This is a genomic window from Streptomyces sp. AHA2, assembly GCF_036857595.1.
Lineage (GTDB): Bacteria > Actinomycetota > Actinomycetes > Streptomycetales > Streptomycetaceae > Streptomyces.
This window is the reverse complement of sequence record NZ_JAUQWJ010000037.1, coordinates 1-25,763: the sequence shown is the minus strand read 5'-3', so window position 1 is coordinate 25,763 and position 25,763 is coordinate 1. Positions and strand designations below refer to the sequence as shown.

The window sequence follows — 25,763 nt, the reverse complement described above, 5'->3', positions numbered from 1 at the left end:
ACCCGGGCCGCTACGCGGCCAACAGGCCAGCCCCGCTGCGCGGTGCGGCCAACGGGCCTTCGGCCCGGGCAGCGAGGAGAGGGGGTGGCTGGGGTGGGTGACCCTGCATCAGGTGATGCAGCATGTACCTTTGGCAGAACCGGGCCACCCCCGGGCTTCAAACCGTAGCACCGGATAAGCTCTGGAACCAGAGGGCACCCCCATATCCTCGCTCTACTTGCCGATCCGCAGCTCGGATCTGATTCGCTTCTCCAAGCGAGCATACGCCTCTTTGGAAGAATGAATTCTGGCGTTGAGTTCGGCGCTCCATGTTTCATCTGGAACGCTCGCTTGCGTTCGGCTTAGAAAGCTCTTCAATGCCTCTTGTGCCTTCACCAATTCGGACGATAGATGCAATACCTTATCTGAGGCAAAGGCACGTGCCCGCCCGTCTGTGTCCGTTGCCTGATAGCCCAAAAGGTCCACGTAGAGTTCCGCGCGCTTGCTCCAAACTCGGTCTTCACGGATCCCCCTCCGCGCTACGAGCCCTTGCAACCATGTGGTCGCACTTGTCGCTACGAGGGTTAGCCCACTCCCGGCAAGAAGGAAGAGCCACGAGTCGCTCACGGCCTCAGTTTCTCGCTAGGCATCAGCGTTCGCCACATTGGCCTACCTTTTTCGGAACGCGGCCTGAGGCGGTGTCTGTCGCCCCAGGCCGCGTTCCGCCGGGCTACTTGCGCTTGTCTGCCTTGAGGCCCTGCTGGGCCTTCGCGTGGCGCTCGTAGGCGGCCCTGAGGGCGGTGGCGCGGCGTGTGGCGGCCGGGCAGGGCTCCAGGATGCTGCGGGCGTGGACGAGGGCGGACATGTGCGCATGGTCGTCCAGGGCGGCCTGGATGGAGGTGAGGATGTCCAGGCAGGTATCCGCGTCCATCGGGTGCTTGTCGCGGGGGAAGGGCGGGCAGGGGCAGGTGCTGATGCGCAGGGCGGCGAGGTCGCTGAGCGCCTGGGCGTGCTCGGAGACGGGCTTGCAGCCGGGGTGGCGGGTGATGGGGCGGGGGATGCCGTCGCCGTTGCGGCCGCGGAGGTGGCTCCAGAAGCGGCGGCCCTGCCAGCCGCGCAGGCGGCACTGCATCAGCCAGGGCTGGTCGGCGCCGGGGTAGCCCTCCAGGGGCTTCCAGCCGAGTTCCGCGAGGCGGGCCATCGCCTCGGCGGCGCGGACCAGGTTGGCCAGGCTCAGGCGCAGCGGGGGCACGAGGTGGGAGTAGGAGCTGGTGGCGCGCAGGCTCTTGATCAGGTCGCCGGGGGTGCGGGGGGTGGGGGCTTCGCCGGTGGGGCGGATGCCCTGGTCGATGAGGGTGACGAGGTGGGCGGCGGCCTGGTGCCGGTCGGTGTATCGCTTGACGAGGTAGTGGCCGGGCATGGTCGCGTACCAGCTGCCGTGACGGCGGTGGACGGTTCCGGCCGGGATGTCATCGACGGTGACGGGGTAGAGGCCCTTTTCGTCGCGGTCGCCGAAAATGTAGCGCTGCTGCTGTTCCATTGTTTTCCTTTGTTCGTTGGAATCCTTCGGCTGTCGGTTGGGTGCCACCCCCTGCCGACATGGAAAGACTATCCAATTCACCATCGGAGATCAATTCAAAAGGAGGCGAGAAAGGGCCTGTTTTGTGTGTTCCTTTTCTCGCTGAATAGGCTTCCGCTATTCCCCTTTTCCGGGGTAGCTGGGCCGGGGCGCGGTGCCGGTCGTCGCTTCCGGCTGCGCGCAGCGCTGTCGGTGCCCGGCGCCGCGCAGCGGGGTCGGCAAGGGGGCCTTGACCCCGCAGCACGCGTGGGGCGCGCAGCGCCCGCAGGGGCCGCGCAGCGAGGGCGGGAGCGCAGCGGACGCCCGGTGCCTCTGAGCGTGGCAGGCGGCGGCCGGTGCCGCGCCCCGGCCCAACCACCCCGGAAAAGGGGCTGTGCTGCGCCCTGACGCCCTGCTGCGCCCCAGCCCTGGGAAACGGGCCGTCTGCTGCGCCGTCGGCCCTGTGGTGGGCGTCCAGGCGGGCGGTGCGCCGGGGTGCTTAGGCACTCCTGCTCGGGGCCGTGGGCCGGATATGCTGGGGAGAGTTCCTCTTCGTTGAGGGCCTTTGGTTGGCCGGTGCCCTTGCCACCCGCTTCGGCGGATTGGGCACCGGCCGCTTTCGTTTGTCGCCACACGTCTTCGCTGCGCGTCCGCGCGTCAGGGCGAGCAGCTGGCGTGCTGGGCGTAACGCGCTGCAGGGCGCTGGCGTTGGAGTGGTGATTGCGTCATGCCGCTCCCCGTGCGGGCATGCGCGAGCGGGGCCCCGGGCACGCCTGGGCATGCGCCTGGGCCCTGTGTCGAACGCCCGGCCCTGTCCCCCGTAGGGCCGGGCGTTCGTGTGCGGGTCAGGTCAGCGGTGGACTCGGATGCAGGGGTTGCCGGACGACTTCCTGGCCACTGCGCACAGCCACGTCCCGTGCGGGAACGTGGCGTTGACCTTCCAGGAAGCGGCAGCAACCCGGGTCATCCCGGCGGTGTGGGAGCGGGCTGTCTTCCAGCGGGTGACGTTCGACTGGGTCGCGGCTGAGCCGGTGTGCCGGTAGACGCGGAAGGCCTCGGAGGTGCGGTGCCGGCTGCTGGTGACCGTGATCGTGTCGACGTGCAGGCCCTGGCCCTTGACGGAGATCGTCACTTCCTCGCTGGTGTCGTGGGCGCTCATCGGGACCGCCGCAGACGCGGAGGGGGCAAGCAGCAGGAGGGCAGCCGCCGCGGTGAGGGCCGACGTGATCGCAAGAGGTCGCATGGGCGGCTAACCCGTGCTTCGGTCGAGCGGGTACGCGGCCGGGCCCGCAATCACCCCGGCGAGCGATGACGGGCCCGGTGCGGGCGGTCGGGTCAGGTCTCTATGTCCGGCAGCTGCCCGGGCGCCACAAGCAGGCGTCTGACGCTGGTGGCGCCGGCCTCTTCGAGTTCCTGCTCGCGCCGGTCGGCGCTGATCCTGTCGTAGGCGACCGCCGAGGCGCGGCGGGTGCCGTCACGGTCGGTCCAGGTGAAGCCGTAGCTGCGCATGGTGGTGTTCATGAGGGCATCTTCCCTGGTGGCACTGACAGGGGCAGTGCCGAGTCATCGACCGCTCGGCCGGACATAGAATCGAACGTGTGAACGAGGAATCCTCGCGGCTACAGCTGCTGCACTTCGCGCGCCAGGTGGTGGAGCAGCAGGCGACGGCAGCCCTCACGCAAATCGATCAGTGGATTGCCGACGAGGAGCGGCGGGAGGCCGAGCGGCGCCGGGGCGAGCTGGCGCGGCCGGCGCCGCCGGAGTGGTTGATCCAGTACGGGCTGAACCGTACGAACGTCGACGCGGTGCACACGGGCGACTGCTGGGCGGCGGCCAAGAGCGGCCGGTGCCATCCTGCGTCCCGCGAGCAGGCCGTCGACGCTCTGACGCAGCAGGTGCCGCCGTGCCTTCACTGCCGCCCGGACACCGCCCTGGGCATCCTCGAATAGCGCGGGGCGCGGCGGCCCGGGGCTGCCTGCCGGGTGATCGGCTGTTCCCCGGCCGGTCCAGCGGTGCGCAGTGTGGAAGGGATCGCGGCATGACGTGGTCGTTGCCTCAGCCGATGCTCACCGTGGCCGTGGACAGCCCTGTCCTGCCTGCTGGGTTCGCGGCGGAGCCGAAGTGGGACGGTTACCGCGCGCAGCTGGCCGTGCACGGCGGTGGGCGGGTGTTGCTGCGCTCCCGCCAGGGCACGGACATGACCGGCTCGTTTCCGGAGATTCGGGCCGCCGCCCTCGCACAGTTGCCGCCCGACACCGGGCTCGATGGTGAGCTGGTGGTGTGGGAGACCGGACGGTTGGCGTTCGAGCGGCTGCAGCAGCGCCTGGCCCGCCGGGGCAAGGGCGCGAGCGAGGCCGCGGGCCAGTGGCCGGCGCACTACGTCGCCTTCGACCTGCTCCGCCAGGGCGACACCGACCTGACCGGCTGGGCCTACCGGCGACGGCGCGCAGCCCTCGAAGCACTCTTCGCCGAGCACAGCGTTGCGGGGCCGCTGACGCTGTGCCCGTCGACCACCGACCCGGCCCTTGCTGAGCAGTGGCTGGCCTGGACGGCGGTAGGGCTGGAGGGTCTGTGCTTCAAGCGGCTCGATGAGCCGTACCGGCCCGTGCGCTCGTGGCAGAAGTACAAGGTGCGGGTGACCACCGAGGCCATCGTCGGTGCGGTCACCGGCTCGCTGGCCGCACCCCGCACGGTCCTGCTGGGCCGTTACGACCGCGCCGGTCGCCTGCAGTACACCGGCCGCAGCACCACCCTGTCCCAGGCCGCCGGCCACGCCCTCGCCGAGCGGCTCACCCCGCCCCCGGCCGCGCACCCCTGGCAGGGATGGACGTTCTCCGCCGGGTGGGGAACGCAGCGGACTTTGGACGTGCACCTGGTGCAGCCCGACATCGTGATGGAGGTGGCCATCGACGTCGCCAGGGACGCGGCCGGGCGGTGGCGGCACCCCGCCCGGGTACACCGCATCCGCACCGACATCGGCGTGGCTCAGGTGCCGGCCTTCGGCGAGTGACCGGCTTCGGCCCCCTCGCCAACTGTGAGCTGAGCGGCGGTCCGTGCCGATACGTGCTCGGCACGGACCGCCTCTTGAGTGAGTCTCCAGCTGCCGGCTCAGGTTGCGGCGTGTAGCAGCCGGGCAGAGCTCCAGGATGCTGCGGGCGTGGGACGACGGCGGACATTTGCGCATGGCCGTCCAGGTGAGAAGCGCCGGGCCCAAGAAAGTGACCACTCCCTACTCAGTACTCGACCAGCGAAAACACCACGGCCTGACAAGCCGTCACTGACACCCACCCACTGACACCGCACCGGCACATCGCAGGAGGTGGCTCGGCGGCGGGCAACCCGGCCCCAGCAGGACATTCGGGCCGGGGTCCTGCCGTCCGCCGAGGTGAAAGGCCAGGCCGGGGGTGCGGGCGACGCTCAGCTCTCCAGCTCGCGTGGGACGACGCGGGAGAAGAACTCCTCCACCGTCTTCGCGTCGAGATTCCCGTTCGTGGTCGCAGACCGTCGCAGCGCTTCGCCCGTCACCTGGGCCGGAATGTCGAGGTACTTGTCCGCCTCGCCCATGATCTCGCCGACGTACCACTGGGCCGAGGTGGGGAAGTGCTGGATGAACCAGCCGAGCATCTTGGCCAGGGGCACCGACAGGATGAGGTCGAAGTCCCTGAGTTGGCCGCGGCGTTCGCTGACGCGCAGCGAGGTGGCGAAGTCCTCCAGGACGGCGTGGCGGATGGTCGGTCCGAGGGCGTCGGTGGGGATGATCTGCCTCAGGCTGTCGGCGACCTCGAAGGCGAGTTGGTCGGCCAGCTCGCGCACCGCCGGCTCGTTGCGGTGGCGCAGGACCCAGCGCTTGCGGATGTCGGGGCGCTTCCACAGGAAGCTGAAGAAGGTTTCGCTGAACCGGTCGCGGATGCGGGCTGCTCCCGGGGCGAGACGGTGCCGGTCGCCGGCCGACATGGCGTCGTTGAGCCCTTCGGAGGAGCGGCGCCGGGCCTCCACCCAGTCCTCGGCGACCGGTCGTGACCACTGGGCTCGTCCGCCGACGACCGCTTGGGGCAGCGGTACGTCGTTCTCGCCTCGGGAGATGTAGCCCCGCAGTGTGGAGGCTGTGATGCCGCCGAGTGCGGCCATCTCGGGTACGCCGAGCAGCCGGTCGCCTGCGAGTTCGGGGCTGGCCAGGTCGACGACGCACTTCTGCAGCGGCCGGGGGTCGTCCTGCTTTTGGTGGTGCTGTGCCCACAGGGTCAGGTCGTCGAGCCAGTTGTCCGGTGCCGCGGTGGCCGGGTCGAACGTGGCGACCTTGTGCACGTGGGCGCGGTCTGGGTGGGCGCGGCCGTCGAGCATGTCGTCGGCGTGGACGGTGGCCGTGGCGCGGGCTTTGTGGCGGGCGTAGTTCTCGGTGACTGGGTCCCAGATCTGGCCGGGTCGGTACCAGGCTTCGCCGTCCCACCAGTAGCCCCCGGCGCGGAACAGCAGCGGGGCGCCTGTCCAGTAGGTGTGCAGGCTGGCGGTGTCGTTGTCGTGCAGCAGGAGGACGGTGCGTCCGTGGTCGGGGTGGTAGCGCACGGCCCAGCCCAGGTGGTGGGCGATCGGGTCGGTGGTGAAGGCCAGCCATCCTCCCTCATGGGAGGGGTCGCAGCGGCCCCACATGCCCTCACCCTTGTTGCGGCCGACGGCCTCGATGGCGTCGGGGCCGTCGTCGAGCGGCAGGTGCGAGTCGTCGACGAACGGCAGACCGGGCACCGGGTGGTCGGTGCGCAGGCCGTTGGCGAGCGGGCGGATGTTGTAGACCAACGTGTTTCCCTTCTCGACTTCACTGCTGTAGATGACTACAACGCTATTGATGCCCATTAGTACACGACTAGAAAGCGGATCGGTACAGCCATTTCGAGACAGGTTCCACAGCGGCGAGTTGGAGCGATAGCTACACCGGGGCGGTGCTCCGCCGAGAGCCGCTCTGCCGCACACGCCGCTGCCATGGACGCAGAAGAGAGTGGGGGTCAGCCCTTCGCGCCCGTGTCATCCTGGTCGGTTGGCCCTGGGGCGAGGAGAAGGAGGACGGGACATGGCAACACGTCACGAGCCTTGGCCGGCGACGGTCGTCGCAGCGGTGGCAAGTGTGCTCGGCGACACCGATCACGGCTTGACCGGGCGGGAGATCGGACAGCTGCTGGCCGTCGTGAAGGTGCCGGATGCCGACGGCGGCAACAAGCGGGACCGGCTGGCCGGGGCGCTGCTGGCGCAGCAGGCGCGCCAAGGGGCGTCGAACTGCGTGATCGCCTTCATCAAAGAGGCGATGGCCCCGGTGCGCTACGTTCAGCAGCCCCACACGTTCTCACGTCGGCAGGACGACCTCAACGAAGTCCTCGTCCATGTCGGGCTGCGGGTCAACGACCAGGGGCAGGTGGCCAGGGGGCCGGCGGCCGCCACGCTGGGCGAGGCCGCACGGCACGCCAGTTCCCTGCGAGCCGAGCTATGCCGCCGCTCCACGCACCCGGAGGTGCTGCGCTACTGCACCCAGGAGATCCTGGCCAAGAACCCCTTCCACGCCAGCCTGGAGGCGGTCAAGTCCGTGGCCGACCGGCTGCGGCAGCTCACCGGCCAAGGCCTGGACGGGGCGCGGCTGGCCGACGCGGTGCTCATGCCCGGTAACGGAACGGCCCGGGTGGCCATCAACGCGAACGCCACGGGGCCCGAGCTGGATGAGCAAAAAGGGCTGGCGAACCTGGTCAAGGGCCTGTTCAGCATGTACCGCAACCCGGCCGCACACGAGCCGCGCCTGCACCGCACGGTCACCGACGAGGAACTGCTGGAACTGCTCACCACACTGTCGATGGTGCACCGACGGCTCGACAGCGCGCGCGTCACCCCCTGATGCCCCAGTCAGTGCAACGCGTACCTGAGTTGCACTGACTGGGGCGATGCCGAGCAGGAGATCCGGGCTGCGGCGTCCGGCGACGTGGGCCGCGGCGGCGCAGGCAGTGCTGTCTCAGGCCCGGACGTCCTCCTGAGGCGGTGATGCCTGGAAGAAGGCGCGTAGAGGTTCGTTGATGGCGCGTGCGCAGCTGGTGCAGTCGGCTGCGGCGTCAAGACGCGGTGCGAGGTCTTGAGTGTCGTAGGGGGTGAGGATGAGCCAGCGCAGGACGACCTGCCGCACGAGCAGCCTGAGCTCGCGCAGTTCGGCCTGCTTCTGGTCGGCGAGGAGGTCTCCGTGTACGTACTTCGATCGTGCGCTGTACGCCTTCTGCACTCTGCTCTCGACGCCCTCGCGCACTGAGCTGGGGAACAGGGCCGCCGTCCGGGTCCGGATCCTCTCGCTGATGCCCTCGTGCTTGTCGCCGGGGCTGACCATCAGAGCTTCCAGCGCGATCCAGAAGCCGCTCGTCTGTACGCGATCGGTACGGTAGATGTACGTGATACGTGCGTTTCAGAATAGGGTACGGGGTGGAGGTGTCCCATGTCCGAGTTGTTCGATGCGGTCGACGCGCTGGTCGCGTCCCGCTCCCCGCTGCCGCCTCCGGCTGAGCGCAGGCGGCTGCGCCAGGCCCATGCGCTCACCCTGGACGAGGTGGCCGCTGCTCTGGGCGTGCGGCGGGCGACCGTGGGCGGCTGGGAGTCGGGCAAGGCCGAGCTCCGGCCTCCGGAGCGGGAGGCGTACGCGCGCCTGCTGAAGCAGCTCGCCACGCTCTACCCCGGCCTCGGGGAAAATCGGTACAGCGGTTATCGGTGAGAACGATCATGGCCGTCTAGCACAGTGATCCATTCGCCGCTGGGGTTCGGTGAAACGCCTCCGGGCCGGCCGGGGCTGGCTACGGTCCGGCTCGTGCCGGTGGAATTTTTGAGCGATGAGCAGGCCGAGGCGTACGGGACGTTCGCCGAGGAGCCGACGAGGCCCGAGCTGGAGCGGTTCTTCTTCCTGGACGACGGGCTGATCGATGACAGGTAGCCGTGACTCCCGGATCGCGATGAGCGGCGGTACCGCGGCCGTCGGCCAAGGGGCAGTAGCACGTCACGTGGCCAGGCCGCGTCACTGCTGGAGTTGTTGATGCAGCTCAGCAGGTGTAGGTGTCGTTGATACGGAGTTGGTCAGCAGGTTCTTAGCCGCTTGACGAGTTCGGGGTCGCTGGGGTTGTTGTCGAATACGGCGCTGCTGATGATGTCGTATCCGGGCAACCAAACGACCCCCTTGCAGACAATTTCCTGACTGAGCGGGAGGTCTGCGCCGCCGCATTGGTTGAAAGGGCTGCCGAGGGGGAGGCCGGCGAGGTTGCCGTTAGCGGCTCCAGTGCCGGAGGTGGTGGCGCCACTGCCGTGGGCGCCGGTGTGGTGATTGGCGCAAGAGGTACCGAAGGCGGGAGAGCCAATCGGCAGAATGCCACCGGCTGAGGCAGGGACGGTGGTGACCAGTGCAGTGCCCCGACCTCATGCTCACCCGGCAGGGGGCGGGCCGCGCGATGACACCTGTCCGCTCTGCTCGCACGACGGTCCGCCACAACCGTTGCCGAGGGAGCACCAGAGCAGTATCTGGACCTCCCTCTGCTTCGCCGCGGCGTTTGCTCGCCCGCCTTGCACGGCGCCGTGCCGGCCCTTCTTCGGCTGTCGCCCGGGGGTCCCTGCGTCACCTTCCGCGCCGAGGGTCTGTGCCGCCGTGGCGCCGCGTGGCGGGCGTGCGGTGTCTGCGTGGCGGAGCCCATCGCCGTGCCCGCCGTTCGCGCCACAGCGGGGTCGGCTGGCAGGACGGCCGAGCGCCGCCGCGGCCGGTGCATGTGCATCCGGCCGGGTCCGGTGCGTCGTGCGGTGACCGGCCGCAGTTCCGGACAGCACGGAGGGAACTTCGTCGTATGCCGGGACGGCGGCGCGAAGCGCAGCGGCCTGGCGCCCTGTAAACCTGTGTGCTCGGGCCGTGCGGCTGTGCCGGGGATGCCGGACCGCATTGACGGCACTTCCGGACGTGCCCGCCTGCGGTCCCGGACCGACCTGTCTACTCGCCGCACGCGGCGACCGGATCGCTTCCTTGAACGTGCCCGGGCGTGCATCGCAGACGGTGGGCGTTCCGTGTCACGCCTCGGCACGGGCAGTGCGTCGTCGGCCCCGGCTCCAGGGTTCGACCGTGCTCAGTCCGCTTTTTCCCGTGCGCGCAGGCCGATGTAGGCCTGGCCCGGGAAGGGGCGGTGCGCGGTGTCGGGGTCGAAGAAGTATCGGAAGTGGGCGGCGGGCTTGCTGTAGGCGGTGACTGCTTCGGGGGCGTTGAGGATGCCGACGGCGTTGATGACGAATGGCAGGGCTTTGTCGGTGTGGACGAGTCCGATGTCGATCTGCTGTTCGGTCGGCTCCCAGCCGTCGGGCATTCTCGCGGTGAGGGCCTCCCGCGTGCCCTGGCGGTACAGCATCCGGTAGGCCGGGTCTCGCATGACCTGTTGGGCGTAGGCCTGGGCCCGCTGGTACTCCGGATGGCGGGCCCACTGCCCGAACTCGCTCACCCGCAGCTCCGGGCTGCCAGCCGCGTCGCGTGCGCGACGGATACGCGAGGCGATCTGCCGCAGGTCGGCGCGTGCCTTCTTGTACGCCTGGTGCTCGGGGCGGCCTTGGGCGAGATAGGTGGCCGCGGTCATCTCCAGGTCGGACACCAGGACGTCGGTGTTCTTCATCTCCTTCGCGGCCCATCTCAGCAGGGTCGTCAGGCGGGAGACGGAGAAGTAGGGGTTGCCGGGGCTGACCATGAGGACCAGGTGCTGACGCCCGGCGAGGATCCGGGCGCAGTTGTCGCTGCTGGGGTCCACGTCCACCAGGTCACCGTTCACGGCTGTCTCTTGTCTCACTTCCGCCTCTACCGTCACACATTGCGACGATTTTACTTCTCTCTGTGATGGTGGGCTCGGCGGCGCACTTCGCGCCGCGGTGTGAAGTGGGCGCCGGAGCAGGGCGTGGCATGTGCGCCGCCTGCCGTAGCCCTCGCGTGCGGCACGGCACGCAGACGCCGAGCGTGAAAGACATGAACAGGCACCTCGCGCCCGGCGCCACCAGAGCCGACACTGCATGCCGGCTCGCTCCCCGCACCCTGCCCGCTCACTTTGACGACCGCCGTGGACGGTAGAGGAGCGAAGACGGCAGCCGGACCACGGCGCCATCCCCGTGCGCTGGAGACTCCGACGCTGGTGGTCAGCGCGCTGCTGTCGGGGCTCGGCGCGGTCATCGGCCTGGTGCTGATCACCAGTCTGGGCGTGGCCTGCAACACGGCCGTCATCGGTGCGCTGCTGGCGATGCTCCTGGGCCGGCTGCCGGTCGCGGCGCTGTCGGGGATGCGCAGCCGGCACCGGCAGAACCTGGTGCAGTCCGCGGTCTCCGGGGCCACGTTCGCTGCGGCGAACTCACTGATCGTGCCGGTCTCGGTGCCGTTCCTGCTGGGCCGCGCCGATCTGGTGTGGCAGGTGTTGGGCGGCGCTGTGATCGGTCTGGCGGTCGACAGCTGGGTGCTGTACCGGACCTTCGACTCCCGGCTGCTGCCCGCGTCCGGCGCCTGGCCGCCCGGGATCGCGGCGGCCGAGACCATCGAGGCGGGCGACCGGGGCGGGCGCAAGGCGCGGCTCCTCGCGATCGGCGCGGTCACCGGGGTGGCGGGCAGTGCCTGCGGCATGCCGATGAGCGCGGCGGGGGTCGCCTTCCTCGGCAACATGTGGGCGCTGGGCATGTTCGGCGCGGGTCTTCTCGCCGCACAGTACGCGCCCGGTCTGCTGGACGCCGACCTCGCGGCCCTGTACATCCCTCACGGCCTGATGATCGGTGCCGGGATCGTGGCGCTGTTGCAGGCGCTGCTTCTGCTGCGCGCCCGCCGCGGTGACCACGCCCCGGCCGGGCCGGCCGGGGACGCCGCCCCGTACGGGCAGCACTTCGCGGCGGACGTGCGCACGGTGGACGACCGGCGGTTGCGACGCGGCCTGCGCCAGGGGCTGGTGCTGTTCACGGCCGGGGCGGCGCTGGTGGCGCTGGCCGGGGGGCTCGCCGCAGACATGAGCGGGTTCGCACTGACCGGCTGGATCCTGTTCGCCGGCACCGGCGCCCTGGTGCACCAGCTCATCGTGGGCCTGGCGGCGATGCACTCGGGCTGGTTCCCGGCCTTCGCCGTGACCCTGATCTTCCTGATCCTCGGCGTGCTGCTGCACCTGCCGCCCCTGGCACTGGCTCTGCTCGTCGGGTACGTCGCCGCCACCGGCCCGGCCTTCGCCGACATGGGCTACGACCTCAAGGCCGGCTGGCTGCTGCGCGCCGAAGCCGTGCCCTGGCTGCCGTTCGAGCAGGCCGGGCGCCGCCAGCAGTACCTCGCCCAGCTCATCGGTTTCGCCGTCGCCCTGATCGCTGTCGCCCTGCTGTGGCACCCGCTGTTCTCCCAAGGCCGTATCCCGCCTCTATCGAAGGTCTACACCGCCACGATCGAGACAGGTCTGGACGACGGCGACACCCTGATGCGGCTGGGAGTATGGGGGTTGTGCGGAGCCGTCGTCCAGTGGCTGGGCGGCCCGCAGCGCCAATTGGGCGTCCTGCTGGCCACCGGCCTGCTCGTCGCAGCCCCTCAGGCGGGATGGCTGGTCCTCGGCGCCCTGGCCGTCCGGGCGCTACGGCATGCCCCCCTCCGCTTAGGTAGGCGACGGGCGGTCACGAGCCGGGACGACCCCCTCGTGCTGCTCGGCGCGGGCCTGATCGCCGGAAGCTCGCTGTACGACATCACCCGCCTGCGGCAGACCCTGTGATCACAGCCGGCTGATCTGCCCCGGCCCGTAGTCCCCCGCACCGGAATGTGGCGGCCGCCGTGGTCCCGCGGAAATTCCACTGCCGGGACGGCGGCGAGACGGGGGCTTGCCACCTCACGTCAATCGAAGTCCTACTGATCGGCCTGCGCGAGAACGACTTTGAGACGCTCGCCGACTTCGCCCAGTCCCTGGACACCTCACGAGCCACCGGCTGAGCACCTCGCCACCTCGGCAGGCAGCTCCGCACCCGCAACCGAGATTTTTGCGGGACATCCCTTAAGCGGCCGCATCATCCGCAGGTCAGTAGGTTCAGCCGCCTTGCCACGGGGCGAGGCAGCCGCACACACCACGACCGTCCGGTCCTGCACGACGCACCCAGGTCGAACGACCGCATGCTCGGAGCCTTGAGAGGGTTACGTGGTGTGGCTATCGCCTGGGCACCCGGAGCGGCAAAGCTCAGGCGCTTGCGGCGCCATGGTGCAGGCGCCTGAGCAGCACCAGTTCGGTGCGCTACCGGCGCGCGATGAGCGGGTCTCCGCCGGTGGTAGCAGCTTCCCAGTGATCGCACAGCTGGGCCAGGCCGACGAGGCAACCTCTACAACGTGATTTACCGGTTCAACCAGATCGGCCTAACCTGCTTACCCCTAGTGGGCGGGAAGCCGTCCCCTCCCTGCTCAGTCCTGACGAGCGGTCAGCACCATCAGCTTGGCAATAGCTCACTATTTTGCACATTATGCCTTGCGGCCGGCCATCGTGGATAGTGGCCGAAAATTGCATTGCTTCGGCATCCTTCTGATTCATAGCCTGGCAAGGGAATGGCCAATTCGGAAGATAAGAGAGCCCTTTGCGTAAAATAGCAGTAGGATTAGCCGCATTCCTCTTTACTGTGAGCTTTGCGGCGAGTTCGGCCAGCGCATTCGAAAATTCAAATACGGCTAGGGAATCTGGAGTTCTCAGGCCTGCTGAGTTCCCGGCGGCTGCGTTCGATACGGCGTCGATCAAGGAGGAATCTCCATCCTGTTCGCCGACGACGGAAGGTCGAGAGCTTTGTGTCACACAGGGAAGCAGTGCGACAAATTCCCCTCGCAATGCCACCGCTTCCCCAGTCGCACTGACGGAGGCGGCCCTGAACAGCGGGGGGAACGAGTTGGTCTGCTCCACTGCGTCTACCGAATACACCTATGACAGGTTCGGTTCCTGCCTTGGGAACCGTCCGATCAACATCACGGAGCTGAAGGATGGAAAGCCGGTCGGTAGCGCCCTTCTGCACGTCAGCTCGCGCCTGATTCTCGACCGGGCAAAGCTCAATTGGAAGGAGAACATCAGCATCAAGTACGAGTCCTTCGAGGGGAAGCTGACCACCAACACTTTCCACGTAGCCTTCACGGCGGGATGCAACAAGTCCTGTAAGATGACTACTGCCTCCCCGTGGACCGGGCACCTCAGCCTCGCACCGAAGCAGACGCTCTCCGGTGATGTCGAATACAATGTCGCCACGCCAAATTCCGGATTCAACGGCGGCATCACCACAAATTATAAAATCAATGTGTTACAGGCCGGCACCGTGCCTGTCCAGCCGAACGCCGCTTGGTCGAACCCCCGCACCATCCGGTGCGACGACGAGGTGAGCAGCGTTCCCGGGTGCGTCTACCCGCACATCACACCGGAACTGGTCCTGCCTCTCAGCATCTATAAGGAAGCTGCGGCGACGTACCTCTTCCAGCAGCAGTACTCAGATCACCCTCTGGGCACCAAAGATGAACCGCTCCACCGGCTTGCAGACCTCGATGCGCAGGAGGCGAACCGCAACAGCACATGCGTCGTGGCAGCAGAAGGAGCCGTCGAAACCCCGGAACTGTTCGTCCGCAAGACCAGCAGAATTCCGGAGGACTCCTGCGACGAATATCCCTTCGCTGCATCGGTGGAGGGCGGAACTTCTGGCGCCTACTGCAACGACGTTGAGTTCGAGCTCGTCGATGGAGAGTGGATCTACGCTCAGGCCAACTCGACCAAGCCTCTCTCCAAGGAAGCTCAGTGCTCCCGCGGACATGTGCCGTTCGACGTCAACAGCGCGGCCGGTCAAGAGCTCGGCCGACTGGTCCAGGCTCAGCGCGTGATAGATTTCGATGCCTACACGGTACGCATTCCCGCGTAGTTACTTATGATGGCAGGGGCGGACGCCGACGGCGTCCGCCCCTGTTCGCTTTGGAGCGGTCCGTAAAGGAGTGAGGAATCATGTCCGACGGGTGGAGCTGGGTCACTGAATCACGCTATCCCAGTTTTTGCCTTGTTCTGGCCAGATCAAAAACACCGGAAGAGCTCCTTCAAGACTACGGTGTGCCCCCGCAGAAAATAGGGGGAATAATGAGACTGGAGGAAGCGGAAGAAGCCTTTCCGTACGACAAGGTAGATCATCTGATCAGAGTGGGAGGATTGGAAGGCTGGTCCTTCAGCTACGAAGACAGAATCCCCCTGGGAGTGACTAAACAGGTGCGCGAACACGTTTCTCGCGATACGGAAACCCTGGAGATTTCCAAGGGCGGAGATGGAACAAACTTCTTCCAACGGATGAAGAATGGTAGACGCCTCGAAGCTTTCGAGCCGAGAAATCCAATCGATGCCTCCGGCGATGGCCCCTTCCTCATGTCAGAAATTCTGCAGGAGAGGCTTCAACATATAGGGGGTCGGCGGGTCATGACCGCTCTTACCAACGCCATCTTCGAGAACTACGGCATCACAGTCGACAGAGAAGTCCTTCGCGGGCCACTTCTGACAGCGGCTCTCCGAAATTGATCCGAAGCTCACGGAGCTCTTACCGCGCATAGTGAGGTACAGCAATCCAGGCGGCCAAGCCGGAGACCAGGCCAGCGCTCCGCGAGCTGGTGGTGCTGACCGCGAGTTGGACAGTTCTGCGCAACAACGAAGCTCCTGGTAGACGGGTGCTCGACTAGATCACCCGTGTTCACCAGGAGCTTCGCGTACTTGTCTACCCGTCCTTTTGGACCAGCCGCACCCTGCGGTTCCTGACCGGACAGCTGACAGCCAAGCGGCGGGGGGCCGGGGCTCGGTGGCAGCGCCTTCCCACCTCACGACAGGCCCTGCTCCCCCCTGGCCCACCTGAGATGCGGTGACACCTAAGCCCAACTGGGCGCCGGGTTTCGGCGGCTTCGGGACTGCGACTGTCTACCGCTACATACGTGAAGCCGTCGAGGCCCTGTCCGCCATCGCTCCCTCCTTGACCGAAGCCATGAGGACGATCCGGCAGAAGACGTTCGTCATCCTGCTGCAGATCGACCGCATCGCCGCCGACACCCCGTACTACTCCGAGAGACACAAATGCAATGGCATGAATGTCCAGGCCCTCACAGCTCCGTTCGGACGTCTTCTCCGGGCCTCCGCGGCAGCCGCAAGTTCCCTGGTGGCTCGGTGATATCGCGCAGACTGCGCACGCTGCCAAGCGTCCAGCCAGTCACCATGCTCCTTGTCGGGAACATTGCAGACCTCGAGGAAGGCCTGGAGCTGGTTGCGGCTGAGCATGGTGATGCCCTTGAGCATGCGGCTGACAGTGGTCGTCGGCAACCGGCCGTGCCCGACCCGTCGTTCCATCTCCCGCAGGGGCATGTATCCGGCTTTGGCGTAGGCGGCCTGCAGGGCAAGGCGCAGTTCTGCCGACGTGTTGAGCAGCCGGGGTGCCGGTGAGACCTGCGGCCCTCTGCGGCTTTGTGCTCGAGCCGCACGCCAGTACCTGTGAGCCTGATCGACCGACGCACCGCAAGCCCGGGCGTAGGCCTCTACAACAGGCAGCCGTGGAACCGTCTGCCCGCTGGCGGCCCGTTGCAGGGTGCTGACGGAGCAGGGGTGTTCGGTGCCTCGGGTGCGGTCGGCAAGGTCGGCGTAACGCAAGCCAGCTTCCTTGCGACGTTCCTGCAGCCAGGCGGCCAGGTCAAGCAGTGAGATGTTGAACTGGTCGGCAGGGGGCGTCCCATGGCAGCCCTCACCTTTGCTGCCCGGCTGAGGTGATCCGCCGACGCCGTCGCAGCCGCCCGCCGACGGCGGCACTGCCTACTCCGACGCCACCGAGCACTTGCACGATGACAGCTGGATCGATGCCTCGCCCGGCAAGCCAGGCAGTAGCAAGGACGATGACAATGACCACGACGGCCTGTGGGTGCGGCGCAGGCATGACGACATCCGCGGCATGACGCCGGCGACTCATGCTCCTTCTCAGAGATCGGGCCGGTGGATAGGGCTGGCGCCGCCCGCCGGTCACTGCGGACTCCTTCTTCACGCTGGGTGATGGCAGTCACCCGGCGCGCGCAGGTCATAGTGCCTGAACAACGCGGCGTGCGCGGACGTTGTTTCATCCGTGCGTCCCCCTGAGGAAGACCCGCATGCAGCGCACCCGTCGAGGAACGGTGCAGTGCACTGACCTGCTCAAAGAGTTGATCACTCGGTGTCTCGGGCAGAGCGGAGAGGAGGTTGTCCCAACGGTGGCCCACTCTCGGTTGCCCTTCACCAACCGGAGTGCGACGCTCTGAGGAGGTTCTCCTCGGCGACTGCAAACTCCTTCCAACCGGCCATCGGGGCAACGACGAACCGGGCACCGGCAAGTGTGTGGCAGCACAGAGGTGCTCCGGGCGTGAGCCGGGCTTTTGGCCCGGCTCACGTTCGTGACCGGGCGAGGTCGGATGCGGTGCTCGTCTGCGCATACGGTCATGCGCCAGCGTCTTCGGGCTGGCATTGCGCCGCCCCAGCGGGGCGGGTGAACCGGTGGTGCAGGGCTCGAGGCATGAAGCCAGAGTTCTGCCTCCGTGAAGGCGGCCTGGGTCAAGCCGCCCCCGCATGGAGGAACGGGTCTGCAGGTCGACCATCAGCTGCATAGCGGCCGACCACGTCGGGAGGTCACCGAGCATCGCCAGGCTGGCGCCGATCGGCGCCTGTCTGACCTCGGCTCCCGGGACGGGGAAGGACCCGACCAGGCTCGGCCGCCATCCTCGTAGCAGTCCTGCTGCTCAGCGTCGTGCAGGGTGTCGTGCGCCCACCGGTTGGCGTCGGCGTCCGCCGGAGCCGTCCGCGTGAACCTCGTACATACCAGCCGCTGTTGGCAACTTGCAGATGAGCCGCCCAACTCGCAGCTTGTAAGGCTGTACGGCGGTGGGCTCCGCAAAGTGGGCGTCCAGACGTTGTCGGAGATCGCCAAGCCACCCCGTCCTGCCACCTGGGCAGTTGCGCCATGACGAGGGCTTGCTCGACCACCGATGGCCGCGTCGAGGAGAAATACGCCTCGGGCTGCCGACGACAGCACCAGCGGCATCATAGGGAGCTCGCAACGCACGTCAGCAGCGTCGGAGTAGAGCTCCTGGTGACCCTCGGGTGGGCTCCGGTGATGCTCGCGTCGTTCAAAAAAGAGCCTCGGGCAGATGATCTTGCATGCGACCCGGGTGACGACGATGCGCTGGTGTTGGTGTCAGCTGGCCGCACGGCGCCGGAGGGCGCATGCGCGTTCACGAGTGCGCCGGAGCGTGCCCTATCTGATTTTTCACGCGCCAGCAGACGGTGTATCAGAAACTATAAAGGCCAGAAGCGATCAACTCCGATCGCCAATACCCACTTTTCGGCGCCAGTTCAGAGGGCTCTGAGCAGGATTCCGGTTCGGCGGACTGTTTTCGCACATCGATGCGGCCGAGTCGTCAGTTAAAGCCTCGCGGCATTGGCAGCGTGATCTGCGGGCGCGCTAGTGTCACGCCAATAGGGCCCTGGCCCAGAGGATGGCACCAACAGACCAGGACCCTCACGCATCTTGACCAGCCGTCGATTCCACGAGGAGAGAGATGACTGACCGCAATGCTGTCCGGGGCACCGTGGTGCCCCGGACTCGTCCGGACGGTAGCAACACCAGACGCGATTGCGCACGCTTGCGTGCCCTGTCTGTCACGGTCGACCTGGGCCCCATTTTGGTCTTGGCGTTGTCCTTCGTTCTGCCGTCCGCCGGCCAATGGCCAGCCGCGGCGTGCGTGGCGTACGCCGCGGTAGCAGCTGCCGCGGCGCGCGCGTCGCGAATCCACTGGCTCTGGGCCCAGGCGGACTGACGCATTTTGAGGGTGGCCGGTTGCTGAAGCCGGCCACCACCCAGGACCGATCCTGGCAAGAAGTCAGGGCCAGCGGACCCTGCGTGGCGAAGATGAAGAGGGACCTCAGTATGCCGACCAATCCGTCGGGGCCGCAGGCTTGTCCGGTGTGTGACGGCCCGTTAGTGCAGAACACTGGGGCCGGCCGACGGCGCCGCTATTGCAGCACCGCCTGCCGGCGGCGGGCTCAGCGTGACCGGAAAGTGTGGGCGGCACGGAAGACAGCGGCATCCAGCAGGCAGGGGCCATTGGGCGGGGCGGTGGCTGCCGAGGTGCGACGGCTTGCCCAGCAGTTGGTCGACAGCGAGATGCGTCAGGAGGAACTGGCCACCCTGTTGGAGAGAGCCGAAGCGATTCGACGGGAGCTGGAAATCTATACCGCTGCCGCGGTGCAGGACGCCCGCCACCGGGGTGAGAAATGGGAAACGGTGGCGAAGGCTGCGCACGTGGCTCCCGAGACGGCGCGAGCGCGGTGGGGGCCGGAACGGGTTGCGCGGATGATGGGCCTCCATGCCAATGAGAAGCGGGCCGCCCCTGCCCGGTGGCGCGGCTCTGCATCCGTCCCGTCGTCCAGCTCGTCAGAGGACACGGCCGGCGACCTTAGCGGCGACATCGTGTCCCCGGCCAGCCAGCTTGCCTCGGCCCTGACGCACTTGCAGACGGCCAGCGGCCTGACCATCAGGGAAGTGGCAGAGCAGACCATGCTCTCGGCATCGTTCATCTCCCGCGTCTTGTCGGGGGATCGGTTGCCGACTTGGGATCTAACGGTCTCATTGGCGATCCTCTTCGGGGCCGACCCGGCCGAGTTGCGGGTGCTGTTCGAAGTGGCCCATGGGATGACGGCGCAGGGGCGGCAGCCCCTTGCGTCGGCCATCTCTCAGCTGCATGCCGCCGTACGCGGGTTGCACTTGGCCGCTAAGTCGCCGACCGCAGAACGGATCGAGCTGCTGAGCGGCAAAGCGGTCACTGCCCTACAGGCACGCCGTGTGCTGGCAGGCATTGATATCCCGGACTGGGAGGTGCTGGCTGCTCTGGTGTGCGCGCTCGGTGGCCGTCCCCTCGACTTCAAGCCGTTGTGGGAAGCGGTTCATTACACATTCTTGATGTGTGACGACCCGAGTGGCCCGGAGGGCAAGGCGCACATTCCTTTGCCAGGTGAGGGGTCGTGACCGGCTTCGGGCGGGTGGCGTGCGCTGCGGAGGCCGTGCTTGCCGGAGCTGCACAGGGGCGCGTCTGTGCCCGCCGGCCGGAGCATCGGGCACCGCAGGCGGCGCTGGCCTCCTTCGTGGCCTTCCGTGAGCGGCTGTATGAGCCGTACATGTTGTATACGACTTGGAGGATGGGCCGCCTTGCGGCAGCGGAGAGGGTGGTCACCGCGGCTTTCACTGAGCTGGCGGTGTCCTGGTTGGCGGTGCTGGGCAGCGCCAGTCCAGCAGTGGTTGCATGGGGCATTTTGCACCATCACGTCGACCAGGCGCTGGGCCTGGACGCGGTTGGGGATGTAGCAGACGCTCGGGCGCAGCAGGTGCTGCCGAGTGATGTGGCCTTTCTCCGGGAGTACATGCACATGAGCCGGGACCGCATCGCAGATGTGTTGGGATTGCGTCCGGTAGATCTTCCCGATCTAGCGGCGCATGATCCCGGGGAGTGAGTTCGAGCCGTTGGGCAGTGCGTTACCACACTCCCTCGCTACACTGCGTCACGGGGTCGCGTGTTGTCGGCACGCGCTGAGCGGGAGGGAAGTGGCGTGAACCTGCCGTACGGTGTGGATGTCACGATTCCGAGTGTGGCTCGTATGTACGACAGTCTCCTGGGCGGTCAGGACAACTATCCCGCGGACCGCCTGGCGTGCGAGGAGTTGCTCAGGCAGGTGCCGAGCATGCGCGAACTGGCTCTGAATAATCGGGAGTTCCTGCGCCGGGTGGTGCGCGTGCTCGCTGCAGACTTCGGGATCAGGCAGTTCATCGATCACGGGTCGGGGTTGCCGACGCAGGACAACGTTCACGAAATTGCCCAGCGGGTGGATCCTTCCAGCCGGGTGGTGTACATCGACAACGATCCCATCGTCCGCACCATTGGCGGGGTCCTGTTGGCCAGCAATGAGAATACAGCTGTGCTGCAGGCGGACATGCGAGACACCGATGCGATCTTTTCCAGTGAACCGGTACGCCGTCTCATCGATCCGACCGAGCCGGCTGCGGCCCTGTTCGTTTCGGTACTGCATTGCATTCCGGACCGCGATGGTCCTGCGGAGCTGATTGCCCGGGTGGCCGACAGGCTGCCACTGGGCAGCATGATGGTGGTCTGTCAGCTTGTCAGCGACGACGCCCAGGTGCGGGACTTCGTCAGCCAGTACATGGACGAGCAGACGCAGGGCCACTGGGGGCGTGTGAGGGAAAAGAAGGACGTGGCTGGTTTCTGCACCCCCTTGCAGCTCGTCGAGCCGGGCCTGGTGGAGGTCTCTGCGTGGCGGCCGGGCCAGGACGACGTGCCTGCACAGCTCAGTTGGGAGTGGGAGGAATACGGTGGGGTGGGCTTCGTCAGAAGCTGACCTGCGTTCTCGGTAGAGCGCTGCACGTCACGTTCATCGCCAGGCGGTCAGTGCCTGTTCCAATAGTGCCGACGTCTGCTCAGCCGGTGTGGCCACCCAGCAGAGGTTGTTGAGGATGGCGAGATAGCGCTCGGACTCCGAGGGTTTCTCCCGGTAGAGGGCTCCTTCGTACTGCTCGAGGTAGACCATGTCCGGCAGGTATTCGGGCGTGAAGAACCGCAGGTGGACCACGGGGTGCCCGATGGCTCCAGCGGCGCCGACGGTCAGCGGGGCGATCTGCAGCTTCAGCTGGTAGGGCAGTTCTTCCAGCAGGGCGAGCAGATGTTTGATCTGCCGGTACATCACCCCAGGTGTGCCTACTCTGCGGCGGAACACTTCGGAATCCATCACAGCCAGCAAAACGGGCGGGGATGCCTCGCGGCGAAGCATCTCCAGGCGTTGCATGCGCAGGGACACGCGCTCTTCGATTTCTCGGGCCGGCTTGGTCGGGTGATACGCGCGGATCACAATCTCGGCGTATTCCTCAGTCTGGAGCCAGCCTGGCACCAGTTGGGGTTCATAGGAGATGATGCGGCGGGCGGCCGGTTCCATGGCCAACAGCGGCCTCAGCGCCTGCGGTACCGCATTGGCGAAGGGCTGCCAGGCCTCCGGCTTGGCCGCTTCCTCGACGAGGTCGCTGACCCTGGCACGCTCGCGTGGATCATGGACGTGGTAGACGTCCAGAAGCCGCTCAACTTCCGCCGCTTTGATGGCTGACCGGCCTGTTTCCATGCGACTGAGTGTCGCCGCGGAGCTGTGGATACAGCGCGCGGCCTGATGTGAGGGGACTCCGGCATGGTCACGGCAGCGCCTCAGGTAGCCGGCAAGCGCCTTGCGGTGAGCTGCCGGACCCCACTCCGGCCGGTGCGGGAATCCGAGGATTGACGGCGCCTGACGGTCGGCTGCCATGGGGTTACTCCTATGCCACTGTTGAGATGCCAGGAGTATGTCAGCCGGACTCACGCCGTGTCAGCGAGTGGCCATAACTCTACGATCCGTCACGACAGAGTGAAGTCGAACTCGCCATCCTTGACGCCGCCGAGGAAGGCCGCGATCTCCTCACGTGTGTAGATGAGGACCGGTCCATCGGGGAATCTGGAATTGCGGAGCGCCACCTCGCCATCGGGGAGGCGGGCGACTTCTACGCAGTTGCCGTTCCCTCCGCTGTGACGGCTCTTGTACCAGCGCACTTCCTGGGTGACTTCTCCGCCGGGGCCGTTCTCCAGCCACTGCATACCTCACCACTCCTCTCGGGATCGTATCCGCACCATCGGACGCCCTGCGAACAGCACCGGTCCTGGATCGATCATCCGTGCGAATTCACGTGCTCTGCAATTGCAGAGACGCGCTTGCAGGAACGAGGAGCGGGCCGGAATAGTGACGGGCACGACGGCACGTCGTGCCCACCGCACGGCAACAGTTCCGGGGGACGGACGCTTGACGCCACGACGCAAGAGTGCATTTCAGCCACAGTCACTGCCCGATGCCTGCACTGAGCGAAGACAGCAGCTACGGTTCCTCGGCCGGCCTCTTGCATCGCCTCAGAACCTCGCCGTGCGTTCGGGCCTGGGCAGCACGCCCTTCGCTGCCCGCAAGATTCCTGTGGCTTCCCGACACAGCTGCTACGTTGCACGCCAGTTCACCCGGCAGACGGTGCGTCGCTGGAACCTGAACAGCATCTGTGACGACGCTGTACAGATTGCCTCCGAACTGGTCGCCAACGCCGTCCGCCACGGAAGACCCGACGCGGAAGTGGCCGACGGACCGAACGGTGCGGTGTGGCTGGCCCTGGCTCTGCGCCCACGAACGCTTCTGTGCGTTGTCCGAGACCCCAACACGCTGTGTCCCAGGCTCACTGCCCCTCAGCCCATGGCTGAAGAGCACAGGGGGCTGCCCATTGTGAGGGCTCTCAGCGACACCTGGGGCTTCACCATGACCCCGGAAGCACCGGGGAAGGCGGTTTGGGCTCGCATGGAGCTACCGGCCGCTTGAGGCACCCTCGTCCGTGGGCATCGTCGTGAAAGGCGGGCCATCCGGCAGCTGAGCGCGACAGGGCCGGCGCGCTGCGGAGCTGACCTCCTTCAGGAGGCAAGCCTTTCAGCGCCCCAGATGGGCAAGCGGGTTCCTTTCAATCCCTGGACGCCGACGGCCTGTGCTGGGAGCGCCAGTTCGACGACAGACGACACGACCCCAAGCGCATCAAGGGCGCAGCTCGCGTTGCTCCGTCCACGCAGCGATAGACGGGTTCCAGCTGCCGCGCACAAGGGAACGGGCTGCCTCACGGGAGGTGATGTTCGGGGGTCTCCAAGTCCGCTGCGGACCGGATCATCGCCCACCTCGGGCCATTGCTCGCCCTCCGGCCTCGCACGAGGTTCCGGAAGAATACGGTGCTGATCGTCGACGCCACCCTGGTCCCCACCCGGGACGACACGATCGCCGAGCAGTCGAAGAACTACAGGTACTCCACCAACCACTACGTCGTCATCGATGCCGACACCCGTCTGGTCGTCGCCGTCGGCCGGCGGTCCCGGGGACCGGAACGACTGCAAGGCATGGGAGCTGTCCGGAGCGAAGGACGCCATCGGCCGGACTATCGTCATTGCTGACGGTGGCTACCGGGACGCTGGCCTGATCATCCCCTACCGCCGTGCCCCCCGGCCGGGCCGAACTTCCGGCCTGGAAAGAGGAACACAACGCCTCGCACCGCAAAGTCAGGGCCTGCGTCGAGCACGCCTTCGCCCGGATGAAGAGCTGGAAGATCCTCCGCGACTGCCGTTTGAAAGGCGACGGCGTTCACCACACCATGCTCGGCACCGCCCGCCTCCACGATTTCACCATCACCGGCTGAACCGAGCAGGCAGGTCAGCAAGCACGACCGTGATCAGTTACGGGACAACGCTTCGTGCGAGGTAGCGACTGTGACCGCTGTGCCTCGTGGATCCCGTCCGGGTCTGCGTCGATCTCGAATTGGTCGAGGTGCAGTCGGCTGCCGTCGACGCTGGCTTCTTCCGCCGGCTCCTGCGGGGCTCCCTCGCGGGGATTCTTCTGCACGTAGTCTCCGGGCCGCCTGGCGGGTGCGCCGCGGAAGGACTTAAGGCCACATTCGACCAGGAGCACGGCCAGTTGGTCGCTTCTGAGCGTGAAGACGCAAGGTCCACGGTCAGTCAGGGGCCTCGACCTCGTCAGGGACGGCGGTGCCCGCCCCGGTGGTGCCGCCCTCCCCCATCGCGTCCGCCCCGGCGAAGCCGGCGCCGCCACGCCGACGACACCCGACAGTGCAGGGACAGCACCGAGCGCCCTGGCGCGGCAGGAAGAGCGTGAGGCCTCGAGTCCCTCGCGGCAGTGAACTGCGGCGCGGCCTCTGGGAGAACGAGAGCCCTGCGCTGGCGGCCAAGGTGCTCCTCGAGGCGGAGTTCGCGGGCGCCGTCACCGCTATGCGGCTACCCGCACAAGGAGTGGGATAGCGCTGGCAGTCCCGTTCTTTATCCGGCGCAGAGGCAGGCGTCTGCTGCCCTCGCCGCCCCGCTGCGGCCTCGGGAGGCCACTGCGGGGTTCATCCCTGATGCACAGGGCATGACCGGTGAACGGGTTGCAGGACTCGCGGCAGCTACTGCAAGTCTCCGGTTTCAGTTGGCCTTCTGGTAAGCCTCCCGGATGTGGGCAGGGACGCGCCCGCGGTCATTCACCGGGTAGTTGTTTTCCCGTGCCCAGGCGCGAAGCTCCTCCGCGCTGGGCCCATCGACGGACGTCCTGCGAGGGCGGGCCGGCCCCTTGGTCCGGCCGACCTTGCGTCCCTTCTCGATGAACGGGGCGAGCGCCTCGTACAGCTTGTCGTAGTTGTCGGCGATGAGGTCGATCTCATAATTGACGCCGTCGAGGGAGAATGCGTGCGTCTGCACTTCTTCCGATTCTTCGCCGGTGAGGTCATCCGTGTAAACGGTAACAATCTTCTGAGCCATGCTCGAATCGTACCCAGATTATTTCGCATGTCTACTTCGAAGTTTCATGCTCAGGGCGCGCAGAGGCGGGGGCCTTAGCTTTGCGCAGGGATGGACGCTCAGTGGGCTGGTCATCGATCGAGCGAAAACGACAGGAGTCCAGGCATCGTGATAGGCGGTCGGCGCTCCTCTGCCGCCCTGGCGGCCCTTCCGGGCGTGGGTACCGTCTTCCCGGGCGCCATTAGGCAAATATGCCCCATTTTTGCCATTCGCGATTCCTGTCCGGCTTCACGCGTAGTGCATGCATGAATGCAGTGGCGGCTTCCCAGCGAAAGTGAGGCGATCATCCACCCGGGTTGTGGCCGCCCGCCACCGGACGAGGGAATCCGCCTATGCCTGCTGCTCGCTGCAAGGACGGGAGCTCGCACAGGCGTCGAGTCCTACAAAGGCTCGGCCGCCACCGGTGGTGGTTGAGAGGAGAGTGTCCTGGTTGGCCGGCTGCCGACGACTCCACCGGCGCTACGAGCGCAAGGCCGGACACCTCCTCTCCTTGTCGGCATGGCAGCACTTCGCTTCTGTCTCCGTCGGCTGACTACCTGAATCCCGCGACATGGGCGGGGTGGTGAATCCGGCCTGTCAGAGGCCCAGCGGGTGGCTGGAAAGCCAGTCGGCATGCCGATCGCGTACCCGATCCCGGTCCCCGGGGGTAGCGAGGAAGACATCTGCGCCGCCGTCGTAGGGGTGGTAGATGCGTCTTAGACGCCATCTCATTTGGCTGGCTCGGTAGTCTGTCGGTCATGGTGGGGATCGTCGAGCAGCTCGTGCCGG

21 protein-coding genes and 4 pseudogenes are annotated in these 25,763 nt (G+C 66.9%); 14 read left to right on the top strand and 11 right to left on the bottom strand.

Features of this window, described 5'->3' with window-relative positions; all coding sequences use genetic code 11:
- Positions 1–709: 709 nt before the first annotated feature.
- The 3 genes from Q5694_RS34255 to Q5694_RS34245 all read right to left on the bottom strand — a co-directional run bounded on the left by Q5694_RS34255 (position 710) and on the right by Q5694_RS34245 (position 3,058).
- Positions 710–1,519, bottom strand: a complete 810-nt coding sequence (locus Q5694_RS34255) for a hypothetical protein (protein WP_333937424.1) — start codon at positions 1,517–1,519, stop codon at positions 710–712.
- Positions 1,520–2,387: 868 nt separating this feature from the next.
- Positions 2,388–2,696: a hypothetical protein gene (locus tag Q5694_RS34250; RefSeq protein ID WP_333937423.1), complete on the bottom strand. Its 309-nt coding sequence runs from the start codon at positions 2,694–2,696 to the stop codon at positions 2,388–2,390.
- A gap of 176 nt (positions 2,697–2,872) precedes the next feature.
- Positions 2,873–3,058, bottom strand: a complete 186-nt coding sequence (locus tag Q5694_RS34245) for a hypothetical protein (protein ID WP_333937422.1) — start codon at positions 3,056–3,058, stop codon at positions 2,873–2,875.
- A gap of 77 nt (positions 3,059–3,135) precedes the next feature.
- Here Q5694_RS34245 and Q5694_RS34240 point away from each other — a divergent pair, with 77 nt between their 5' ends.
- Entirely contained in the window at positions 3,136–3,486 is a 351-nt protein-coding gene (locus Q5694_RS34240; RefSeq protein ID WP_333937421.1) for a DUF6233 domain-containing protein, read from the top strand.
- An 89-nt stretch (positions 3,487–3,575) separates the two neighbouring features.
- On the top strand, positions 3,576–4,547 hold the full coding sequence (locus Q5694_RS34235; protein ID WP_333937420.1) for an ATP-dependent DNA ligase: 972 nt from the start codon (positions 3,576–3,578) through the stop codon (positions 4,545–4,547).
- Between the two features lie 407 nt (positions 4,548–4,954).
- Here Q5694_RS34235 and Q5694_RS34230 read toward each other — a convergent pair whose 3' ends face one another.
- Positions 4,955–6,385 carry a helix-turn-helix transcriptional regulator gene (locus Q5694_RS34230; protein WP_333937419.1) on the bottom strand — a complete coding sequence of 477 codons (1,431 nt, stop codon included), beginning with the start codon at positions 6,383–6,385 and terminating at the stop codon, positions 4,955–4,957.
- 214 nt (positions 6,386–6,599) lie between these two features.
- Between Q5694_RS34230 and Q5694_RS34225 the strand changes: the two genes are divergently transcribed.
- Positions 6,600–7,409, top strand: a complete 810-nt coding sequence (locus Q5694_RS34225; RefSeq protein WP_333937418.1) for a TIGR02391 family protein — start codon at positions 6,600–6,602, stop codon at positions 7,407–7,409.
- A gap of 114 nt (positions 7,410–7,523) precedes the next feature.
- On the opposite strand, the gene Q5694_RS34220 is transcribed toward Q5694_RS34225, so the two are convergent.
- Positions 7,524–7,886, bottom strand: a complete 363-nt coding sequence (locus tag Q5694_RS34220; RefSeq protein WP_333937417.1) for a hypothetical protein — start codon at positions 7,884–7,886, stop codon at positions 7,524–7,526.
- A 105-nt stretch (positions 7,887–7,991) separates the two neighbouring features.
- Between Q5694_RS34220 and Q5694_RS34215 the strand changes: the two are divergent.
- A pseudogene (locus Q5694_RS34215) lies at positions 7,992–8,228 on the top strand (helix-turn-helix domain-containing protein); the annotation flags it as partial.
- Positions 8,229–9,648: 1,420 nt separating this feature from the next.
- On the opposite strand, the gene Q5694_RS34210 reads toward Q5694_RS34215, so the two are convergent.
- The gene (locus tag Q5694_RS34210; RefSeq protein ID WP_333937416.1) at positions 9,649–10,335 is read right to left on the bottom strand and encodes a tRNA-dependent cyclodipeptide synthase; all 687 of its coding nucleotides are present in this window, start codon (positions 10,333–10,335) and stop codon (positions 9,649–9,651) included.
- Between the two features lie 282 nt (positions 10,336–10,617).
- Here Q5694_RS34210 and Q5694_RS34205 point away from each other — a divergent pair, with 282 nt between their 5' ends.
- The 4 genes and pseudogenes from Q5694_RS34205 to Q5694_RS34190 all read left to right on the top strand — a co-directional run.
- On the top strand, positions 10,618–12,279 hold the full coding sequence (locus Q5694_RS34205; protein WP_333937415.1) for an OPT/YSL family transporter: 1,662 nt from the start codon (positions 10,618–10,620) through the stop codon (positions 12,277–12,279).
- Between the two features lie 1,147 nt (positions 12,280–13,426).
- Positions 13,427–14,434, top strand: a complete 1,008-nt coding sequence (locus Q5694_RS34200) for a hypothetical protein (protein ID WP_333937414.1) — start codon at positions 13,427–13,429, stop codon at positions 14,432–14,434.
- 80 nt (positions 14,435–14,514) lie between these two features.
- Positions 14,515–15,072 (top strand): DUF6461 domain-containing protein, encoded by a 558-nt coding sequence (locus Q5694_RS34195; protein ID WP_333937413.1) that lies wholly within the window; start codon positions 14,515–14,517, stop codon positions 15,070–15,072.
- Positions 15,073–15,230: 158 nt separating this feature from the next.
- Positions 15,231–15,682: pseudogene (locus Q5694_RS34190) on the top strand (IS5/IS1182 family transposase); the annotation flags it as partial.
- Here the strand turns inward: Q5694_RS34190 and Q5694_RS34185 are convergent.
- Positions 15,598–16,338 (bottom strand): helix-turn-helix domain-containing protein, encoded by a 741-nt coding sequence (locus Q5694_RS34185; RefSeq protein WP_333937412.1) that lies wholly within the window; start codon positions 16,336–16,338, stop codon positions 15,598–15,600. The pseudogene Q5694_RS34190 and the gene Q5694_RS34185 sit on opposite strands and share 85 nt — an antisense overlap.
- 2,329 nt (positions 16,339–18,667) lie before the next feature.
- Here Q5694_RS34185 and Q5694_RS34180 point away from each other — a divergent pair.
- The 3 genes from Q5694_RS34180 (at position 18,668) to Q5694_RS34170 (ending at position 20,958) form a co-directional block, all read left to right on the top strand.
- Positions 18,668–19,576 (top strand): helix-turn-helix domain-containing protein, encoded by a 909-nt coding sequence (locus Q5694_RS34180; RefSeq protein WP_333937411.1) that lies wholly within the window; start codon positions 18,668–18,670, stop codon positions 19,574–19,576.
- Complete coding sequence (locus Q5694_RS34175; protein WP_333937410.1) at positions 19,573–20,058, top strand: hypothetical protein; 486 nt, start codon at positions 19,573–19,575, stop codon at positions 20,056–20,058. Before Q5694_RS34180 ends, Q5694_RS34175 begins: the two co-directional genes overlap by 4 nt.
- Positions 20,059–20,154: 96 nt before the next feature.
- Entirely contained in the window at positions 20,155–20,958 is an 804-nt protein-coding gene (locus tag Q5694_RS34170) for an SAM-dependent methyltransferase (protein ID WP_333937409.1), read from the top strand.
- Positions 20,959–20,991: 33 nt separating this feature from the next.
- Here Q5694_RS34170 and Q5694_RS34165 read toward each other — a convergent pair whose 3' ends face one another.
- Positions 20,992–21,906, bottom strand: a complete 915-nt coding sequence (locus Q5694_RS34165) for a helix-turn-helix domain-containing protein (RefSeq protein ID WP_333937408.1) — start codon at positions 21,904–21,906, stop codon at positions 20,992–20,994.
- Positions 21,907–21,995: 89 nt separating this feature from the next.
- A complete protein-coding gene (locus Q5694_RS34160) occupies positions 21,996–22,232 on the bottom strand; it encodes a DUF397 domain-containing protein (RefSeq protein WP_333937407.1) in 237 nt (78 codons plus the stop codon).
- On the opposite strand from Q5694_RS34160, the gene Q5694_RS34155 reads away from it, so the two are divergent.
- Together Q5694_RS34155 and Q5694_RS34150 are read left to right on the top strand one after the other, a co-directional pair.
- Positions 22,195–22,989, top strand: coding sequence for an ATP-binding protein (locus Q5694_RS34155; protein ID WP_333937406.1), 795 nt, complete (start codon positions 22,195–22,197; stop codon positions 22,987–22,989). The two genes, Q5694_RS34160 and Q5694_RS34155, sit on opposite strands and share 38 nt — an antisense overlap.
- A gap of 305 nt (positions 22,990–23,294) precedes the next feature.
- Positions 23,295–23,845 (top strand): annotated as a pseudogene (locus Q5694_RS34150) (transposase); the annotation flags it as partial.
- 778 nt (positions 23,846–24,623) lie between these two features.
- Here Q5694_RS34150 and Q5694_RS34145 read toward each other — a convergent pair.
- On the bottom strand, positions 24,624–24,956 hold the full coding sequence (locus Q5694_RS34145) for a histone-like nucleoid-structuring protein Lsr2 (RefSeq protein WP_333937405.1): 333 nt from the start codon (positions 24,954–24,956) through the stop codon (positions 24,624–24,626).
- Positions 24,957–25,355: 399 nt separating this feature from the next.
- Here Q5694_RS34145 and Q5694_RS34140 point away from each other — a divergent pair.
- Positions 25,356–25,535: pseudogene (locus Q5694_RS34140) on the top strand (IS5/IS1182 family transposase); the annotation flags it as partial.
- A 36-nt stretch (positions 25,536–25,571) separates the two neighbouring features.
- On the opposite strand, the gene Q5694_RS34960 reads toward Q5694_RS34140, so the two are convergent.
- Positions 25,572–25,706, bottom strand: a complete 135-nt coding sequence (locus tag Q5694_RS34960) for a DUF3885 domain-containing protein (RefSeq protein WP_443040993.1) — start codon at positions 25,704–25,706, stop codon at positions 25,572–25,574.
- Between the last annotated feature and the right edge of the window lie 57 nt (positions 25,707–25,763).

Coding starts and splice junctions, on each gene's coding strand:
- Q5694_RS34255 (WP_333937424.1), bottom strand. CDS start 1,519: ATGGAACAGCAGCAGCGCTACATTTTCGGCGACCGCGACGAAAAGGGC.
- Q5694_RS34245 (WP_333937422.1), bottom strand. CDS start 3,058: ATGAACACCACCATGCGCAGCTACGGCTTCACCTGGACCGACCGTGAC.
- Q5694_RS34220 (WP_333937417.1), bottom strand. CDS start 7,886: ATGGTCAGCCCCGGCGACAAGCACGAGGGCATCAGCGAGAGGATCCGG.
- Q5694_RS34250 (WP_333937423.1), bottom strand. CDS start 2,696: ATGAGCGCCCACGACACCAGCGAGGAAGTGACGATCTCCGTCAAGGGC.
- Q5694_RS34195 (WP_333937413.1), top strand. CDS start 14,515: ATGTCCGACGGGTGGAGCTGGGTCACTGAATCACGCTATCCCAGTTTT.
- Q5694_RS34160 (WP_333937407.1), bottom strand. CDS start 22,232: ATGCAGTGGCTGGAGAACGGCCCCGGCGGAGAAGTCACCCAGGAAGTG.
- Q5694_RS34145 (WP_333937405.1), bottom strand. CDS start 24,956: ATGGCTCAGAAGATTGTTACCGTTTACACGGATGACCTCACCGGCGAA.
- Q5694_RS34960 (WP_443040993.1), bottom strand. CDS start 25,706: ATGAGATGGCGTCTAAGACGCATCTACCACCCCTACGACGGCGGCGCA.
- Q5694_RS34235 (WP_333937420.1), top strand. CDS start 3,576: ATGACGTGGTCGTTGCCTCAGCCGATGCTCACCGTGGCCGTGGACAGC.
- Q5694_RS34230 (WP_333937419.1), bottom strand. CDS start 6,385: ATGGGCATCAATAGCGTTGTAGTCATCTACAGCAGTGAAGTCGAGAAG.
- Q5694_RS34165 (WP_333937408.1), bottom strand. CDS start 21,906: ATGGCAGCCGACCGTCAGGCGCCGTCAATCCTCGGATTCCCGCACCGG.
- Q5694_RS34225 (WP_333937418.1), top strand. CDS start 6,600: ATGGCAACACGTCACGAGCCTTGGCCGGCGACGGTCGTCGCAGCGGTG.